13 protein-coding genes are annotated in these 15,128 nt (G+C 73.5%); 1 reads left to right on the forward strand and 12 read right to left on the reverse strand.

From position 1 onward, the window contains the following. Nucleotides 1–117: 117 nt before the first annotated feature. The 12 genes from moeZ to ACIRQ9_RS21375 all read right to left on the reverse strand — a co-directional run bounded on the left by moeZ (nt 118) and on the right by ACIRQ9_RS21375 (nt 14,616). Nucleotides 118–1,296 carry an adenylyltransferase/sulfurtransferase MoeZ gene (gene moeZ, locus ACIRQ9_RS21320; RefSeq protein WP_404175433.1) on the reverse strand — a complete coding sequence of 393 codons (1,179 nt, stop codon included), beginning with the start codon at nt 1,294–1,296 and terminating at the stop codon, nt 118–120. Nucleotides 1,297–1,359: 63 nt separating this feature from the next. Beyond that, nucleotides 1,360–2,109: a spherulation-specific family 4 protein gene (locus ACIRQ9_RS21325; protein ID WP_404175436.1), complete on the reverse strand. Its 750-nt coding sequence runs from the start codon at nt 2,107–2,109 to the stop codon at nt 1,360–1,362. Then, nucleotides 2,097–3,056, reverse strand: coding sequence for an NAD-dependent epimerase/dehydratase family protein (locus tag ACIRQ9_RS21330; protein ID WP_404175439.1), 960 nt, complete (start codon nt 3,054–3,056; stop codon nt 2,097–2,099). The genes ACIRQ9_RS21325 and ACIRQ9_RS21330 overlap by 13 nt, the downstream gene beginning before the upstream one ends. 178 nt (nt 3,057–3,234) lie before the next feature. Beyond that, nucleotides 3,235–4,551, reverse strand: coding sequence for a hypothetical protein (locus tag ACIRQ9_RS21335; protein WP_404175442.1), 1,317 nt, complete (start codon nt 4,549–4,551; stop codon nt 3,235–3,237). Further along, nucleotides 4,548–6,290, reverse strand: a complete 1,743-nt coding sequence (locus ACIRQ9_RS21340) for a glycosyltransferase (RefSeq protein WP_404175445.1) — start codon at nt 6,288–6,290, stop codon at nt 4,548–4,550. The genes ACIRQ9_RS21335 and ACIRQ9_RS21340 overlap by 4 nt, the downstream gene beginning before the upstream one ends. Before the next feature lie 268 nt (nt 6,291–6,558). Then, nucleotides 6,559–8,151, reverse strand: coding sequence for a dipeptide ABC transporter ATP-binding protein (locus tag ACIRQ9_RS21345; RefSeq protein ID WP_404175448.1), 1,593 nt, complete (start codon nt 8,149–8,151; stop codon nt 6,559–6,561). After that, nucleotides 8,148–9,146: an ABC transporter permease gene (locus tag ACIRQ9_RS21350; RefSeq protein ID WP_404175451.1), complete on the reverse strand. Its 999-nt coding sequence runs from the start codon at nt 9,144–9,146 to the stop codon at nt 8,148–8,150. The genes ACIRQ9_RS21345 and ACIRQ9_RS21350 overlap by 4 nt, the downstream gene beginning before the upstream one ends. Beyond that, the gene (locus ACIRQ9_RS21355) at nt 9,143–10,180 is read right to left on the reverse strand and encodes an ABC transporter permease (RefSeq protein ID WP_404175454.1); all 1,038 of its coding nucleotides are present in this window, start codon (nt 10,178–10,180) and stop codon (nt 9,143–9,145) included. The genes ACIRQ9_RS21350 and ACIRQ9_RS21355 overlap by 4 nt, the downstream gene beginning before the upstream one ends. 4 nt (nt 10,181–10,184) lie before the next feature. After that, the gene (locus ACIRQ9_RS21360) at nt 10,185–11,903 is read right to left on the reverse strand and encodes an ABC transporter substrate-binding protein (RefSeq protein WP_404175457.1); all 1,719 of its coding nucleotides are present in this window, start codon (nt 11,901–11,903) and stop codon (nt 10,185–10,187) included. 166 nt (nt 11,904–12,069) lie between these two features. Then, complete coding sequence (locus ACIRQ9_RS21365; RefSeq protein ID WP_351321593.1) at nt 12,070–12,162, reverse strand: Ms4533A family Cys-rich leader peptide; 93 nt, start codon at nt 12,160–12,162, stop codon at nt 12,070–12,072. Between the two features lie 56 nt (nt 12,163–12,218). After that, entirely contained in the window at nt 12,219–13,616 is a 1,398-nt protein-coding gene (locus ACIRQ9_RS21370) for a DUF3152 domain-containing protein (protein WP_404175461.1), read from the reverse strand. A gap of 7 nt (nt 13,617–13,623) precedes the next feature. Further along, nucleotides 13,624–14,616: an alpha/beta fold hydrolase gene (locus ACIRQ9_RS21375; protein WP_404175464.1), complete on the reverse strand. Its 993-nt coding sequence runs from the start codon at nt 14,614–14,616 to the stop codon at nt 13,624–13,626. 253 nt (nt 14,617–14,869) lie between these two features. On the opposite strand from ACIRQ9_RS21375, the gene ACIRQ9_RS21380 reads away from it, so the two are divergent. Continuing rightward, complete coding sequence (locus ACIRQ9_RS21380) at nt 14,870–15,100, forward strand: hypothetical protein (RefSeq protein WP_404175467.1); 231 nt, start codon at nt 14,870–14,872, stop codon at nt 15,098–15,100. Nucleotides 15,101–15,128 lie beyond the last annotated feature (28 nt).

Consider the following 15,128-nt stretch of genomic DNA (forward strand, 5'->3'; position numbering starts at 1 on the left):
GTCCCCCCCACCGGGGGGGGGGCCCGGCCCCCGCGGCCGCGTTTTTGTGCCTTCTGGGGGGGGGGGGGGCGGGGGGGGCCGGCCCCCCCGGCCCCCCCCCGCCCGCCGGGACCAGGGTCAGTAGACCGGCTTCTCCGGCTCGATCTGGTTGACCCAGCCGATCACGCCGCCGCCCACGTGCACGGCGTCCGCGAAGCCCGCGGACTTCAGGACCGCGAGGACCTCCGCACTGCGGACACCCGTCTTGCAGTGCAGGACGATCTTCTTGTCCTGGGGCAGGCCCTCCAGGGCGGTGCCGAGGAGGAACTCGTTCTTCGGGATCAGCTTGGCGCCCGGGATGGAGACGATCTCGTACTCGTTCGGCTCGCGGACGTCGATGATCTCGATGTTCTCGCCGTCGTCGATCCACTCCTTGAGCTGCTTGGGAGTGATCGTCGAGCCGGCGGCCGCCTGCTGGGCCTCCTCGGAGACGACGCCGCAGAAGGCCTCGTAGTCGATGAGCTCGGTGACGGTCGGGTTCTCGCCGCAGACCGCGCAGTTCGGGTCCTTGCGGACCTTGACCTGGCGGTACTGCATCTCCAGGGCGTCGTAGATCATCAGGCGGCCGACGAGGGGCTCGCCGGTGCCGGTGAGGAGCTTGATGGCCTCGGTGACCTGGATGGAGCCGATGGACGCGCACAGCACGCCCAGCACGCCGCCCTCGGCGCAGGAGGGGACCATGCCCGGCGGCGGGGGCTCGGGGTAGAGGCAGCGGTAGCAGGGACCGTGCTCGGACCAGAAGACGGAGGCCTGGCCGTCGAAGCGGTAGATCGAACCCCACACGTACGGCTTGTCGAGCAGCACGCAGGCGTCGTTGACCAGGTAGCGGGTGGCGAAGTTGTCCGTGCCGTCGACGATCAGGTCGTACTGGCTGAAGATGTCCATCACGTTCTCGGCTTCGAGCCGCTCTTCGTGCAGGACCACGTTCACGTACGGGTTGATGCCGAGGACGGAGTCACGGGCGGACTCGGCCTTGGAGCGGCCGATGTCGGCCTGACTGTGGATGATCTGGCGCTGCAGGTTCGACTCGTCGACCTCGTCGAACTCCACGATGCCGAGGGTGCCGACACCGGCCGCGGCGAGGTACATCAGCGCCGGCGAACCCAGGCCGCCGGCGCCCACACAGAGCACCTTGGCGTTCTTCAGCCGCTTCTGCCCGGCCATCCCGACGTCCGGGATGATCAGGTGGCGGGAGTACCTGCGGACCTCGTCTACGGTGAGCTCAGAAGCCGGCTCGACCAGGGGTGGCAGCGACACGGGGACTCCGTTGATCGGTCAATCACTACAGTTGTTCTCCGTGTAACACTGCCACGCCCTTCTTCATTCCGAGACACCCGTCCCGACCCGCGAGACGATGTCGTCCCAGTAGCCGGGCATGTTCTCCCAGGGGTCCACGCGGCCGCCGTGGTCGGTGCGGTCGGTGAAGTAGATGGTCGAGGCGCCCTGCCAGCGGGCGATGCGCAGAGCCTCGTCGAGGTGGCCGCGGGGCACGCCGTGCACGAAGTGGCAGAAGCGGTCCGGCGGATAGTCCGCGGTCCACTCGGCGACGTGGGACCAGCGGTAGTCGCCCCACGAACCGGCGAAGGTGACCAGCTGGTCGGCGTTCTCCGCGTAGCCCGGGTGGGGGTGGGTGCCGTGGCCGAGGACGATGTGGGGCCGGTCACCGATGGTGCGGAGCGTGGCGACCGCGCGGCGGATTCCGGGGAGCGCCGTGCGTTCGCCGGGGCAGCGCTCCAGCAGGAAGCCGTCGACGCGGTACCAGTCGCGGTAGCGGCGGGCGTCCTGGACGAGGTCGCCGTGGGGACGGGCGCCGTAGGTGGCGTCGAGGCGGCCGAGGACGCGGACGCCCGCGTTGCGGAGCCGGCCGGCGGCTTCGAGGCAGTGCGGGTCGGGGCGGCTGCCGGGGCCGTTCGCCACGTTGAGGACGACCCAGTGCAAGGGGGTGCCCGGGCGGGTGAGTTCGGCCCACTGCGCCGGGGCGAGGAGGGGGTGGGCGTACCCCGGGATGCCGAAGGCGGGACGGACGCCGGTGGTCGCGGCGCCCGTCCTGGCGCTGGTCAGATGCGGCATGCCGCCTCCATCCAGATGTCCGCGAGGGACTCTTCGAGGTTGATACGGGGACGCCAGCCGAGCCGGTCGCGGGCGCAGCGCACGTCGGCCTGCTGCCAGCTGCCGCAGCCGTCCGGGTACGGATAGGCGACCGGGGCCGTGTGGTCGGGGTCCAGCCGGGGGTGGCCGATGGGGCCGCGCAGCGGGCCGGGCGGGCCGTCGAGTTCGTGCAGGGCGCCGCCGTATCCGGCGACCCGGGCGAGGACGGCGGCGGCGTCGCGGAGGCGGACGGCGCGGCCGGAGCCGATGTTGATGACGCCCTGGGCGGCGGAGAGCGAGGCCGCGTGGACGGCGCGGGCGACGTCGCGCACGTCGACGAAGTCGCGCTGTACGCCGAGGCCGCCGAGCTTGAGTTCGCCGTCGCCCGACTGCATGGCGCGGCGCATGGCCTCGGCGAGACGGCCCAGCGGGGATCCGGCCGGGGTGCCGGGTCCGGCGGGCGAGAAGACGCGCAGGACGACGGCGTCCAGGCCGGAGCCGAGGACCAGTTCGGTGGCGGCGAGCTTGCTGACGCCGTACGGGCCGCCGGGGCGCGGTACGGCGTCCTCGGCCGTGGAGGAGCCGGGCTGGCTCGGGCCGTACTCCGCGCTGCAGCCGATCTGCACCAGACGGGCGCCGCAGCCGCTGCGGCGCAGGGCCTCGCAGATGGTGGCGACGGCGACGGTGTTGTGCCGGGTGAGTTCCCGGGCACCGCCGCGGGTGGCGCCGGCGCAGTTCACGATGACGCCCGGGTGGACCGCGTCGAGGAAGCGGGTGAGGGCACCGGGGCTTCCGGTGGCGAGGTCGAAGCGGACGTCGGCGTCGTCGCCGCGGCCGAGCGCGGTGAGCTGGACGGCCGGGTCGGCGAGCAGCCGGTCGGCGACGAAGCGGCCGAGGTATCCGTTGGCTCCGATCAGCAGAACCCTCATCGCGTGGCTCCCGGGGTGTGCGCTCCGGCGACTCCGGTGGTTCCGGACGCTCCGGGTCCGGGTCGGGAGGTGGTCATCTGGCGGTCTCCTTCAAGGGGTGGTGCGGTTTTCTCCGGCGGGGTGCCGGGCGCCTGCCGCCGCGGCGGCACGGGGCGGGCGAAGAGGAGGGGGTTTCGGTTCACCGCGGGTCTCCCGGCGGCGCGTGGGCCGCGGCCCGGGTGAGGGTGCGGCTCGCCCTGACCAGCAGGGCCAGGGCCGCGGCGCCGCAGACGAGCACCGGGACGCAGCCCGCGCCCCAGGCGCCGGCCAGGGCGTCGAAGGGGCTCGCCAGGAAGGCGCAGCCGGGGAGCCGGCCGGCCAGGACCAGGCCCACGGCGGCCGCTTCGCCGGCGGCGGCGAGGGCGAGGACGGTGCCCTGCGGCGCGTGGTGGACGGCAAGCAGGCGGGCGAGCAGGAGGAGGGCGCCGAGGGTGAGGGCTTCCGGGTAGCCGGCCGGTTCGTCCAGGACGGCCGCGCACAGGGCGAGCAGGGCGGTGAGGACGCCGAGGCAGAGGGCGAACGTGCCGAGCAGCAGCGGCCGCACGGCACCGGCGAACTCCGCCAGGCCGCGGCTGGCCGTGAGCCTGCGGCGGGCGGCGGCGGTCAGGAGGTGGACGCTCCAGGCGGTGGGGGCGAAGGCCAGGGCGAGGGCCAGGACCGGCGCGGTGGTCACCGGCCAGGGGCCGTGCGCGGCGCCGGTGGGCAGGCCGTCGGGGCCGCCGTCCAGGACGGCACGCAGGAGGCCGTCGCCGAGGAGGGCGTAGGCGAGGAGCCAGCAGGTCCACGCGCGGGTGCCGGTGGCGGGGTGCCGGGTGCGGGCGGGCGCGGCGAGGGGGCCGCGGCGCAGGGCCGTGCGGACGGCCAGGGCGAGGGCGAGCAGGCCGACGGCCGCCGTCAGGAGGCGCGGGCGGCCCTCGGTGAGCCGTACGCCGGCCACCGTCGCCACGCCGACGGCGCCCGGCAGGAGGGAGAGCAGGATGCGGTCGGCACGGACGCGGGGTGCGGGCGGCGGCTGAGCGGGCGGGTGCCGGTCCGCGTCGCCGTCGCGGGGCACGCGCGCGTACAGCTCCTCGGCGAGGGAGAAGACGTCACGGTGCCGGAAGCGGGCGGCGGTGCGGTCGGTGACACCGTGCGCTTCGAGTCCGGCCGCGATCTCCAGCGGGTCGACGGCCTGCTCGCACAGGGCGCGGTGGCGGTGCAGCAGGGTCTTCACGGGGTCGGCGGCGCCTCGGCGCGGGGCGGGTGCGCGGCCGGCCGTGGCGGTCCGGGTCCGCGCCGCGACCGCGGCCGTCCGCCCGGACCCGGTCCGTGGCCCCAGGCCGTGCGGCCCTTCGTCCGTCGGGTCCAGGAGCCATTCCTCCGACCGCGCGTCCCAGGCGTCGGCCGCGCCGGGGCGGCCCAGCCGGTCCAGCTCGCGCGGTCCGCCGTGCACGGCGCCGCCCTCGTCGCCGTTCACCGGGCGCCCTCCGGGGCCGCGATCGGGGTGGCCCGTGCCGGGGCCGGTCTCGGCGAGACGCCCAGCGCCCAGCCGGGGGCGCCGCGGCTCGCGTCGCGGGCCGTCGGGCGGGTCCAGCGGCCGGGTACGTGGGCCTCGGCCGGAGCGGCGAACGGCAGCGGCTCGCCCGCCTCGTCGAGGACAACCCGGCGCACCGGGCAGTGCGAGACGATCTCCAGGTAAATGCCGTGAAATGCCGTGATGTTCTGCTCGACGGTGAACAGTTCGAGCGCCCGGGCACGCGCGGCGGCTCCGAGGCGCTCACGGCGCTCGGGGTCGCGCAGCAGCGCCACGCACGCCTCCGCGAGCGCCCGCGGGTTGCGCGGAGGGACGACGAGACCGGTGCCGCCGATGACCTCCACCACGGCACCGACGTCGGTGGACACGGTCGCGCGGGCGCAGAGCATGGCCTCCGCGAGGCCGACCGGGAAGCCCTCGACGACGCTGGAGAGGACGACGACCGATCCGGACGCGTAGGCGTCGGCGAGGGTCGGCGCCTCCGGTCCGCCGATCTCCTCGAAGGCGACGGGGTTGTCGCCGACGGCGTGGGCTCCGTCCGCCTCGTCCGGGAAGAGCTGGGCGGCGAGCGCCTTGCAGTGGCGCAGGTAGGCCCGGCCCTCCGGTCCCGAGGGGGCGCCCACGACCCGCAGCCGCGCCCTGGGCTGCTCCTTGCGGACCTCCGCGAAGGCGTGCAGCAGCGACACCAGGTCCTTGGCGGGCTCCGTCCGGCCGACCCACACGAGCGTGTCCGGGTCGGCCCGGTCCGGGGCCTCGCCGACCTCGGTGAAGCGGCCGGCCTCCAGTCCCGGGTGGACGGTGCGGATCCGGGAGCGGTCGGCACCGCAGCGTTCCTGCCAGCGGCGGGTGTGCGCGTTGCCCGGGGTGATGATCGCGGCGCGGCCGTAGATCTCGGCGGCGAGCCGCCCGTGGAAGGCGGCGAGCAGGGTGCGTACGGCCGGGGTGGCCGCGTCGGGGCCGGAGGCGAGGTAGTGCGCGCGCAGCGGCACGCCGTACTCGGTGACCAGCAGCGGCACGTCGCCGAAGTGCCGGGCGAGCAGGCCGGGCAGGGCGGCGGGGCCGCCGGCGGTGGCGTGGCAGAGGTCGGCCGCGCCGAGTCCGTCGTCGCCGTACCAGTCCAGGGAGAGGGGGCGCAGGGCGCGTTCGAGGTGGGCGGCGACGGCGAGCAGGTCCGGCACGCGCGCCGCGCGCGCCGCCGCGGGTGCGCCGGGCGCCCGGCAGGCGCGCTCCAGCGTGCGCACCGCGCTGTCGGAGCGGAGTGCGCCGACCAGTCCGCCCTCGTCGCGGGCGAGTTCGGCGAGTCCGTAGAGTGCGCTGCCGAAACGGTCCGCCATAAGACCGGAGACCGCTTCGGAGCCGTCCGGGCCGTCCGCTCCGTCCGCGTCCCGTGCGCCGTCGGATCCGGCACCGGCAGGACCGCCGACGCCCGGACCGGCGCACAGGACGGCCGCCAGTTCCCCGTAGCTCTCGACGAAGCGCCGGCGCGCACGCAGACCGTACGCGGGTCCGTCCTGCTCGGCGGTCCACAGCGGGGCCGTCCGCACACGACGGACGTGCGGCGGCAGCGGCAGCCGTCCCTCGTCCTCCTGGCGCGTGCCACCACTGAGCGCGTAGAGGTCGAACTCGTGCTGCCCGAGCCCGCGCACGAGCCGGTCGCACCAGAGTCTGGCGTCACCGCTCACATACGGATGACCACCCTCCGTAACCATTCCGATGCGCACGTGTGCACCCCCGATCGATCTCCCGTATGGGGAGCCGCCGTTGCTCCGGCGGCTCGCAGCGGGACGAACGTATGCGGACAAGGCGGTGGCGCGATGGACGGTTGTCCATCGCGCCACCAAAAGGGGTGAACGGTCGTAACTTTCCCGTGCGGAACGCGTTCTGTCGCGCTAAGAGATCGGACGACAGCGAAACGTCACCTCGGGAGAGCCCGCGCGAGCTGCCGAAACGTCACGCCGAGGCCAGTTCCCGCCGGGCCGTACGGCGCCGGGCGGCCACCTCCGGGTCGAGGGCCGGTACGGCGGCCAGGAGTTGCCGGGTGTAGGGGTCCCGCGGGTTGTCGTAGACCTCGTCGGCGGGTCCGGCCTCCACGACGCGGCCGTGGCGCATGACCGCGACCCGGTCGCTGACCTGCCGGACCACCGCGAGGTCGTGCGCGACGAAGACCAGCGCCAGGCCGAGTTCCCGCTGCAGCTCGCCGAGCAGGGCGACGACCTGGGCCTGGGTGGTGACGTCCAGCGCGGAGACCGGCTCGTCGCAGACGATGACGCGCGGGTCGGCCGCGAGCGCCCGCGCGATGCCCACGCGCTGGCGCTGACCACCGCTGAACTCGTGCGGATAGCGCTCGTAGTGCGCCCCTTCGAGCCCCACCCGCTCCAGCAGTTCGATCACCCGCCGCCGGATGCCGGCCTGGTCCCGTTCGCCACGCGCGCGCAGCGGATCGGCTATCGACTCGCCGACGCTGCGCCGCGGGTTGAGGGACGACACCGGGTCCTGGAACACCATCTGGACGGCCGTCCGCACGCCCGCGCGCGCGTGTCCCTCGTACCGGATCTCGCCGGCCGTCGGCTCGAGGAGCCCGACCAGCATCCGGCCGAGCGTCGTCTTGCCGCTACCGCTCTCGCCGACGACGCCGAGGGTCTCACCCCGGCGGACGGTCAGCGACACGTCGTCCACGGCCGCGAACGCCGCCTTGCCGCGGCCGAACTCGCGCCGCAGCCCGGATGCCTCCAGCACCACCTCCCCGGGCGCCTGCGAGGGCGCGCGCACCGCGTCCACGCGCGGGACGGCGGAGAGCAGTTCGCGTGTGTACGGCTGCGCGGGGGACCCGAGCACGGCGGTGACCGGGCCCTGTTCGACGACGCGTCCGTGCCGCATGACGAGCACCCGGTCGACGCTCTCGGCGGCGACGCCCACGTCGTGCGTGACGAGCAGCAGGCCCATGCCGGTCTCCTCGCGCAGCGTGTGCAGCAGGTCGAGGATCTGGGCCTGCACGGTGACGTCGAGGGCGGTGGTGGGCTCGTCGGCGATCAGCAGGCCGGGCTCGCAGGCCAGGGCCATGGCGATCAGCGCGCGCTGGCGCATGCCTCCGCTGAACTCGTGCGGACGGGACCGGGACCTGCGCGGCGCGTCCGGGATGCCCACCCGGTCCAGGACCTCCACGGCACGCGCGCGTGCGGCCCGTCGCGACACGCGCGTGTGCACGCGGTACACCTCGGCGATCTGGTCGCCGATCGCGTAGTACGGGTCGAGGGAGGACAGCGGGTCCTGGAAGACCATCGCGGCCCGGGCGCCGCGCAGCCGGCGCAGTTCCTCCTCGGAGGCCGCCTGTACGTCGGTGCCGGCGACCTCGATCGCGCCGCCGACCCGCGCGCCCGTGCCGCGGTGCAGCCCGAGCAGGGCCGAGGCGACGGTGGACTTGCCGGAGCCGGACTCGCCGACCAGCGCGAGCGCGCCGCCCGCCGCCAGGTCGAAGGAGAGTCCGTCGACGGCCCGCAGGTCGCCGAACTCGACGGTCAGGTCAGTGACTCGGACGAGACTCACGTCAGTACCACCCGTCGGTCGGCCACCGCGTACAGCACGTCCGCGACGGCGTTGGCGAGGACCACGAAGAAGCCGATGACCAGGACCATGCCGACGACGACGGGCAGGTCGACCACGGTGACCGCGTGGACGAGTTCCTGGCCGATGCCGGGCAGGCCGAAGAGGGTCTCGATGAGGACGGCGCCGCCCACCGCGCTGCCGAAGTCGTTGGCGTTCAGGGCGATGATCGGCGCCAGGGCGCCGCGCAGGGCGTGCCGGCCGACGACGGACCGTTCGCCGACGCCGTAGGCGCGGAAGGTCCGGATGTGGTCCTCGGCGAGCGTCTCCAGCATCGACGCCCGGGTCATGCGGGCGAAGTAGGCCGCCTCGGCGAGCGCGAGGGTGCACCACGGCAGCAGCAGGTTCCAGGCCCACTGCTCGGGGTCGTCCGAGAAGGGGACGTACTCCGGGAACGGCAGCAGTTCCAGCTGGCCGCAGACCACGATCATCAGGACGAGGCCGATCACGAAGACCGGCGTCGACATGCCCGCCAGGGTGAGGCCGGTCAGGGCGCGTTCGGTGAACCGGCCGCGCCGCCAGGCGGAGAGGATGCCGGTGCCGACCCCGAGGATCAGCCAGAGCACCATGGAGCCGATCACCAGGGACAGGCTGACCGGCAGCTTGGTCAGGATGATCTGGGTGACCTGTTGATCGTTCCGGTAGGAGAGGCCGAGGCAGGGGGCCGAGCAGTGCGCGACGGAGGTGCCGGTCGAGAAGTCCTGGCCGGCGAAGACGCCCGACAGGAAGTGCCAGTACCGCAGGTACAGGGGGTCGTCGAGCCTGAGCTGCTGGGAGACCTGGTGCACCTGTTCAGGGGAGCAGCGCGGGCCGCAGGTGATCTGCGCGACGTTGCCCGGGGTGACGTAGAAGACGACGTAGACGATCACCGAGATGGCCAGCAGGGTGATCACCGCGCCGACGGCACGGCGCAGCGCGAATCCGGCGAAGCCGCTCATGACCGGGCCTCCTTCGCGGTGGCCGCCTTCGCCGGTTCCGCCGGGGTGGCCGCCTTCGCCTCCTGCTTGCGCCCGGTGCCGACGCGCAGCCGGGAGGCCGAGCGCGGGTCGAGGGCCGTGCGGATGCCGTCGCCGAGCACGGTGAGCGCGAGCACGGTCACGAAGAGGGCGCCGGCCGGCAGCAGCAGGTACTGCGGGGCCGCCTGGTACCAGATGTTGGCGGAGGTCAGCATCTGTCCCCAGGACGGGGTCGGGGGCTTCACGCCGACGCCGAGGAAGGACAGCGAGGCCTCGATGGAGATGTTGGCCGGCACCATGAGCGCGGCGTAGGTGATGACGGGCGCGGCGAGGCCGGGCAGGAGTTCCCGGCGGGCGATCCGCCAGGTGCTCCAGCCGCTGAGCCGCGCGGCGGCCACGTAGTCGAGGTTCTTCAGGGAGAGCGTCGCGGCCCGGCTGATCTTGCCGATGGTGCCCCAGGCGACGAACCCGATGATGAGCGAGACCAGGACCGGCCGCGGGAAGCTCGCGGGCACGACCGCCAGCAGCGCCAGCGCCATGATGATCAGCGGCATGGCGACGATGATGTCGGTGACGCGGCTGAGCAGTTGGTCGACCCAGCGGTTGCCGAGGGCGGCCGTGACGCCCACGACGACACCGAGGACGACCTGCACGGTGGTCGCGGCCAGCGCGACGCCCAGGGAGACCCGGGCCCCGTACACCAGCCGTGCGAACAGGTCGCGCCCGGTCTGCGGCTCGACGCCGAGCCAGTGGTCGCCGCTGACGCCGCCGAAGGAGCCGATCGGGACGCCGCCACGCGCGGAGTCGACGAGCGACGGGTGGTAGGTGGTCGGGTCCTGGCCCTCGACGGCGGTGAGCAGCGGCGCCGCGAGGGCGACCAGGACGAGCAGTGCGACGACGGCGGCCGCGACGAGGGCGGCGCGCCGGGTGCGCAGCCGCCGCCAGAACTGAAGAGCCCCCGAGGCCCCCGAGGCGGGCGCCTCGGGGGCCTGGGCGGCGAGAAGTGCCTCGCTCACGGTGTTACTTCACCGCGACCTGGGAGATGTCAAGGACGCCGGTCCAGTCGCTGATCACGACGTTCTTGATGTCCTTGCCGACCAGCCGCTTGTAGACCGGGTGGAACAGCGGCACGGTCAGGGCCTGCGCGCCGATCTTCTTGTCCAGCGCGCCCCACCGCTTCGCGGCCGCGTCGAGGTCGGTCAGCTTGTTGATCGCGTCGATCTCGGAGTTGACCGAAGCGTCGTCGAGCTGAGCCGAGTTGAAGTTCGATCCGTCCTTGACGATCTGCCGGCCGTCGAAGATCGGGGCGAGGAAGGGACCGCCGGAGGGCCAGTCGGCACCCCACGCGGCGAGGAAGAAGCCCGGCTCGGTCTTCACGCTGTGGATCGTGTCGGAGTAGTTGTTGTCCTCCAGACCCTGGAGCCTGACCGTGATCCCGGCCTTCTTGAGGGCGTCCTGGACGGCGGTCGCGATCTCGGGGCTGGTCCGGAAGTTCTGGGCGTTGTCGTGGGTCAGCGTGACGGTGAGGCCCTTCGGGTAGCCCGCCTCCTTCAGCAGTTCCTTGGCCTTGGCCGCGTTGCCGGTGGCGCCCGCCGGGAAGAGGTCGTAGGGCGTGTAGCCGAAGGACTTCTGGTCGGGCAGGTAGGTGGTGGCGGCCTCGGCCAGCGCGCTGCCGCCCGCCGCGTTGACCACGGACGAGCGGTCGATCGCGTACGAGATCGCCTGGCGCACCTTGGCGTTGTCGAACGGCTTGACCTTCGGGTTGAAGGCTATGTAGTTGGTGTAGCCGAAGTGCCCGGTGCCGACGCGCGAGGCGAGTTCCTTGTCACCGGTGACCTTGGCCAGCTCGGCCGGGCCGAGGTTGGTGTCGGTGGTGACCGCGGCGGCGTCCGTGCCCTGGGACGCCGACAGCCGCTGGTTGATCACCGAGGAGTCGAGCCCGGACTTCACGTCGATCCGGTCCGGGTAGGCCTTGCGCTGGTCGTCGACGGCGGTGGACCAGTTCGGGTTCCGCTCCAGCACCAGGTGCTCACCGTCGTTCTCGTTCTTCACGACCTTGTAGGGGCCGGACGAGACCGGGTGCTCCTCGTACTTGGTGCCGGTGTCCTTGGCCTTCGGGACGGGCGTGAACTGCGTCTGCGTGGCCAGGTAGGGGAACTCGCCCTCGGGCTTGTTCAGGTGGAAGACGATCGTGCGGCTGTCCGGCGTCTCGATCGCCGAGAGGCCCTTGGTGTCCTTGTACGGCCCCTGGTAGCCGGCCGCGCCCGCCAGCCAGTCCCGCAGGTAGGGCGCGCCGCCGGAGAGTTCGGGGGCGAAGGAGCGCTCGATGCCGTACTTGATGTCGGCGGACGTGATCGGCGTCCCGTCCTCGTACTTGAGGCCCTTCTTCAGGGTGTACGTCCACACGGTCGCGTTCTCGCTCGGGCGCCCGGTGTCGGTGGCGAGGTCGGGGACGACCTTGGCGCCGGCCGCGCCGTTCGCGCGGTTGCGGGTGGTGAGCGTGCGGAAGACCAGGGAGGGCACGTTGCCGCCGCCGGAGGTGTACAGGCGGGCGGGGTCGAAGTCCGACTGCGGGTCGGAGTTCAGGATCGTGAGCGTGCCGCCCTTGTGGGGCGCGGAGTCGCCACCGGAGGCCTTGGCATCGTTGTCCTTCGGGCCGCAGGAGACGGCGCCCGCTGCCACGACCAGGCTGACGGATGCCACGGCCATGCGGCGCGTTATGGCGGACGGTTGACGCATCGGAATGACGACCTCTCGGAAGGCGTGTCTCGATCGGTGAGACATATTGACGAGGAGTGAGACGGAACTGAGCACACGTCCGCCCAGGGCGTCAGGTCGCCGAGAAAGCCGTGACCTGGTCACGGCGGAAAGGAGAGATCGCGACGCGAACGCCCGGGGGCGAAGGTCAGCGACAGTGGATGTCGGCCACGCAGAGCGCGGTCACGCCGATGAGCGCCAGCTCGATGGCGGCGCGCGCGGAGGCGTGAAGGGACGACATGCCCAGAAATATGTATGAACTTTCCGCCCATGTCAATGTGACTTATGCGCCACCTGTCAACTCTTGGGATACGGCCAGGCGTTGGGCAGACAGTGGATGCCGTCGTGGTCGAGGAACTTGGTCTGCTGCTGCATGACCGGCGCGAGTTCGCCGTCCTTGTCGCAGGTCACGTGGCCGTAGCCGAGCCGGTGGCCGACCTCGTGGTTGATCAGCATCTGCCGGTAGGCGTGGATCTCGTCACCGTACGTCCTGCTGCCCTGCGCCCACCGGTAGGCGTTGATCATGACGCGTTCGGTGGAGGCGGAGTCGCACGACACGTTGTCCACGGTCGTGTCCAGACCGGACTTCGCGCACCACTTGGCGGTGGTTCCCGGACTGGCCAGGGTGATCACGAAGTCGGGGCGGCCGGAGGAGACCCGCGCGAAGGTGCGGGCGCCGTCGTGGGCCCAGCTGCGCTCGTCGTTCAGCGTCTTCTGCACGGCCGCGGCGAACAGCTCGCCGTCCAGGCCCAGTCCACGCTCCACGTCGACGCGGTAGGTGTACTTCCGTCCCGTGCCGGGCGCCTTGGCGGAGCCGGGCACGGCGTCGAACTTCCCGGACGCGGTCAGCTTGGCGCCGAGCGGGTACTTCTCGCCCATCGCCCGCTCGTAGGAGAGCGCGGCGACGCGGGGCGAGGCGGAGACGGACGGTGTCGTGCGGCCGTTGCCGCGCGAGGCGGGGCCGTCGGTGGTCCGTGTGTCGCCGGCGGCCGCCCGGGACCCCGCGGAGCCGTCGCGGCCGTCGGCCACCTGCCCGGCGACGATCACGGCGAGCACGGTGGTGACGGCGGCGGCCGCGACGCCGGTGAGGGCGCGCCCCTTGCCGCCCTTGGGCTGCGCGGGGTCGGCGGCGGACGGCGGGTCGCCGTCGTCGCCGTCCGAGCCGTACGGCTCGGAGGCGAGCGCGGAGGTGTGCGGGGCGGCGGCCGGGCCGGCGGAGGGTGCGGACGGCCCCGCGCGGCGGACGCCGGTGAGCGGCGTGAAGACGTCGACGTCCTCGGTGAAGGCGTCGACGTAGTCCTGCCGTGGGCCTCCGGGCCCGTCCCGCCGCTGACGCGGTACCGACGGCCCGGCGGCGGCGCCGGACGCTCCGCCCACCCGGCCCCAGCCGCCGCCCGCCTCCCGCTGTTCGGGATGGCCGCCCCGGACCCGGGGCACACCGCGGGCGGGCGTCCCGTCGCCGAAGCGCGGCACGCCGTGCGCCGGGGTGCCGTCGGGCGGGCGCGGGGAGCCCTTCGGGGGCGTGCCGTCCGGGCGGCGCGTGAAGCCGGGCGGAAGGTCCCGCGCCGGGCGGGGCACCCGGGCGGCGCCGTCGCGTCCGGAGGTGCCCGGGTCCGTGTTCCGTGCCGCTTCTATGCCGCTGGTGTCCGCGGCCTCGCCCTTGGGTGCCGGACCGCGGCGGCTGTGGCGTCCCACCCGGTCCTCAGCCCCTCGCGCCCGGCGCGCCGTCGCCGGCGCCCGACCCGTCGGTGTCCGCGAGGAGTTCGCGGAACGCCCCGGCCACCGTCTCCGGGTACTCCATCATCGCCACGTGCCCGGCGTCCGGCATGGACAGCAGCCGGGCGTTGCGGAAGGTGCGGGCGGCCTTCGGGGCCATGCGGTAGCCGACCAGCTGGTCGCGGCCGCCGTAGATCAGCAGGGTCGGGGCGAGGACGCGCTCGGCCTGCCGCCAGAGCCCGTGCTGGCCGCCCAGCGTGTAGGCGTTGACGATCCCGCGCGCGGACCGCGCCATCGCGTCCCAGAAGTACGGCAGCCGCAGCCGTCGTTCCAGTTCCTGCACCGCGTGCTCGAACGCCTCGGGCGAGACCCGGCCCGGGTCGCCGTAGCAGAGGGCCAGCACGCCCCGGACCCGCTGTTCGGCGGTCCACTTGCCGGTCGTGCGGGTGAGCAGTCCGGCGACGCCGGGCAGGCCGAGCACCACCGTCGGCACGGCCGTGCGCTGCACGCGCAGTTCGGGCAGGGCCGGTGAGACGAGCGTCAGCGTGCGGACCAGGTCGGGGCGGACGGCCGCGACCCGGGTGCTGACCGCGCCGCCGAGCGAGTTGCCGAAGAGGTGGACCGGACCGCGGCCGAACGCGTCCAGGTAGCGGATGACCGCGCGCGCGTGCCCGGTGACCGAGTAGTCGCCGTCGTCCGGTGGCGGGGAGTCGCCGAAGCCGGGCAGGTCGACCGCCTCGCCGTCCACGACGTCTTCCAGCCGCTGCATCAGGTCCGACCAGTTCTGCGAGGAGCCGCCCAGTCCGTGGACGTACAGCGCGGGCGGCAGACCCGCGCGCGCGGGCGGCCTGGACCGGATGGAAAGGGTGACTCCGGGCAGCCCCACCGACCGCAGCCGCTCGCCCTCGGCGATCCTGACGGCCGCCGCCTCGGGGAGCACGCTGGTCGGCGGCACGGACGGCAGCTCGGTCGAAGACATGCGCCAATGTTACGAGACGATCACACCGTGATTCGTGTGTTCGCCGTCACAGAACGGTACCGGCGAGCCGCGGCTGGGCACTCGGCGCGTCCGGCCTGCCGTCCCGGGCCCCGGCGCCCGGCGGGACGCCGGCCCCGCGGACCGCCGTCGACTGCATAGCGTCCGCATCCGGTGTCTCCTACGCTCGATAAGAGGGCACCCGTTCCTGGCCGCCCTGCTCGTGCCGGGGACATTCGAAGGAAGGGAGCCCACCATGGCCTATGAACCCACCGACCCCGACGTGCTCGACGACCTGCTGCCCGAGGCGCAAGACGCGCCGGAGATCGACGTCGAGGCACCGGAGGGCGACGCGGCGGAACAGCAGACGGACATCGCGCCGTCCCAGGACGACCCGCTCACCGAAGTGGCCGAGGGCCGTGCGAACGAGGCCGATCTGATCGAACAGGCGCGGGTGGTCGCCCTCGACGAGGACGACTACCGCTGAGCGCGCGGGGCCCCGGCGGACCCGCCAG

The organism is Streptomyces sp. NPDC101237 (assembly GCF_044767465.1).
GTDB classification, from domain to species: domain Bacteria; phylum Actinomycetota; class Actinomycetes; order Streptomycetales; family Streptomycetaceae; genus Streptomyces; species Streptomyces gramineus.

What these genes read in the sequence shown, in the direction of transcription:
- ACIRQ9_RS21325 (WP_404175436.1), bottom strand. Translation starts at nt 2,109, where the DNA reads ATGCCGCATCTGACCAGCGCCAGGACGGGCGCCGCGACCACCGGCGTC.
- ACIRQ9_RS21330 (WP_404175439.1), bottom strand. Translation starts at nt 3,056, where the DNA reads ATGAGGGTTCTGCTGATCGGAGCCAACGGATACCTCGGCCGCTTCGTC.
- ACIRQ9_RS21350 (WP_404175451.1), bottom strand. Translation starts at nt 9,146, where the DNA reads ATGAGCGGCTTCGCCGGATTCGCGCTGCGCCGTGCCGTCGGCGCGGTG.
- ACIRQ9_RS21360 (WP_404175457.1), bottom strand. Translation starts at nt 11,903, where the DNA reads ATGCGTCAACCGTCCGCCATAACGCGCCGCATGGCCGTGGCATCCGTC.
- ACIRQ9_RS21365 (WP_351321593.1), bottom strand. Translation starts at nt 12,162, where the DNA reads ATGTCGTCCCTTCACGCCTCCGCGCGCGCCGCCATCGAGCTGGCGCTC.
- ACIRQ9_RS21375 (WP_404175464.1), bottom strand. Translation starts at nt 14,616, where the DNA reads ATGTCTTCGACCGAGCTGCCGTCCGTGCCGCCGACCAGCGTGCTCCCC.
- ACIRQ9_RS21380 (WP_404175467.1), top strand. Translation starts at nt 14,870, where the DNA reads ATGGCCTATGAACCCACCGACCCCGACGTGCTCGACGACCTGCTGCCC.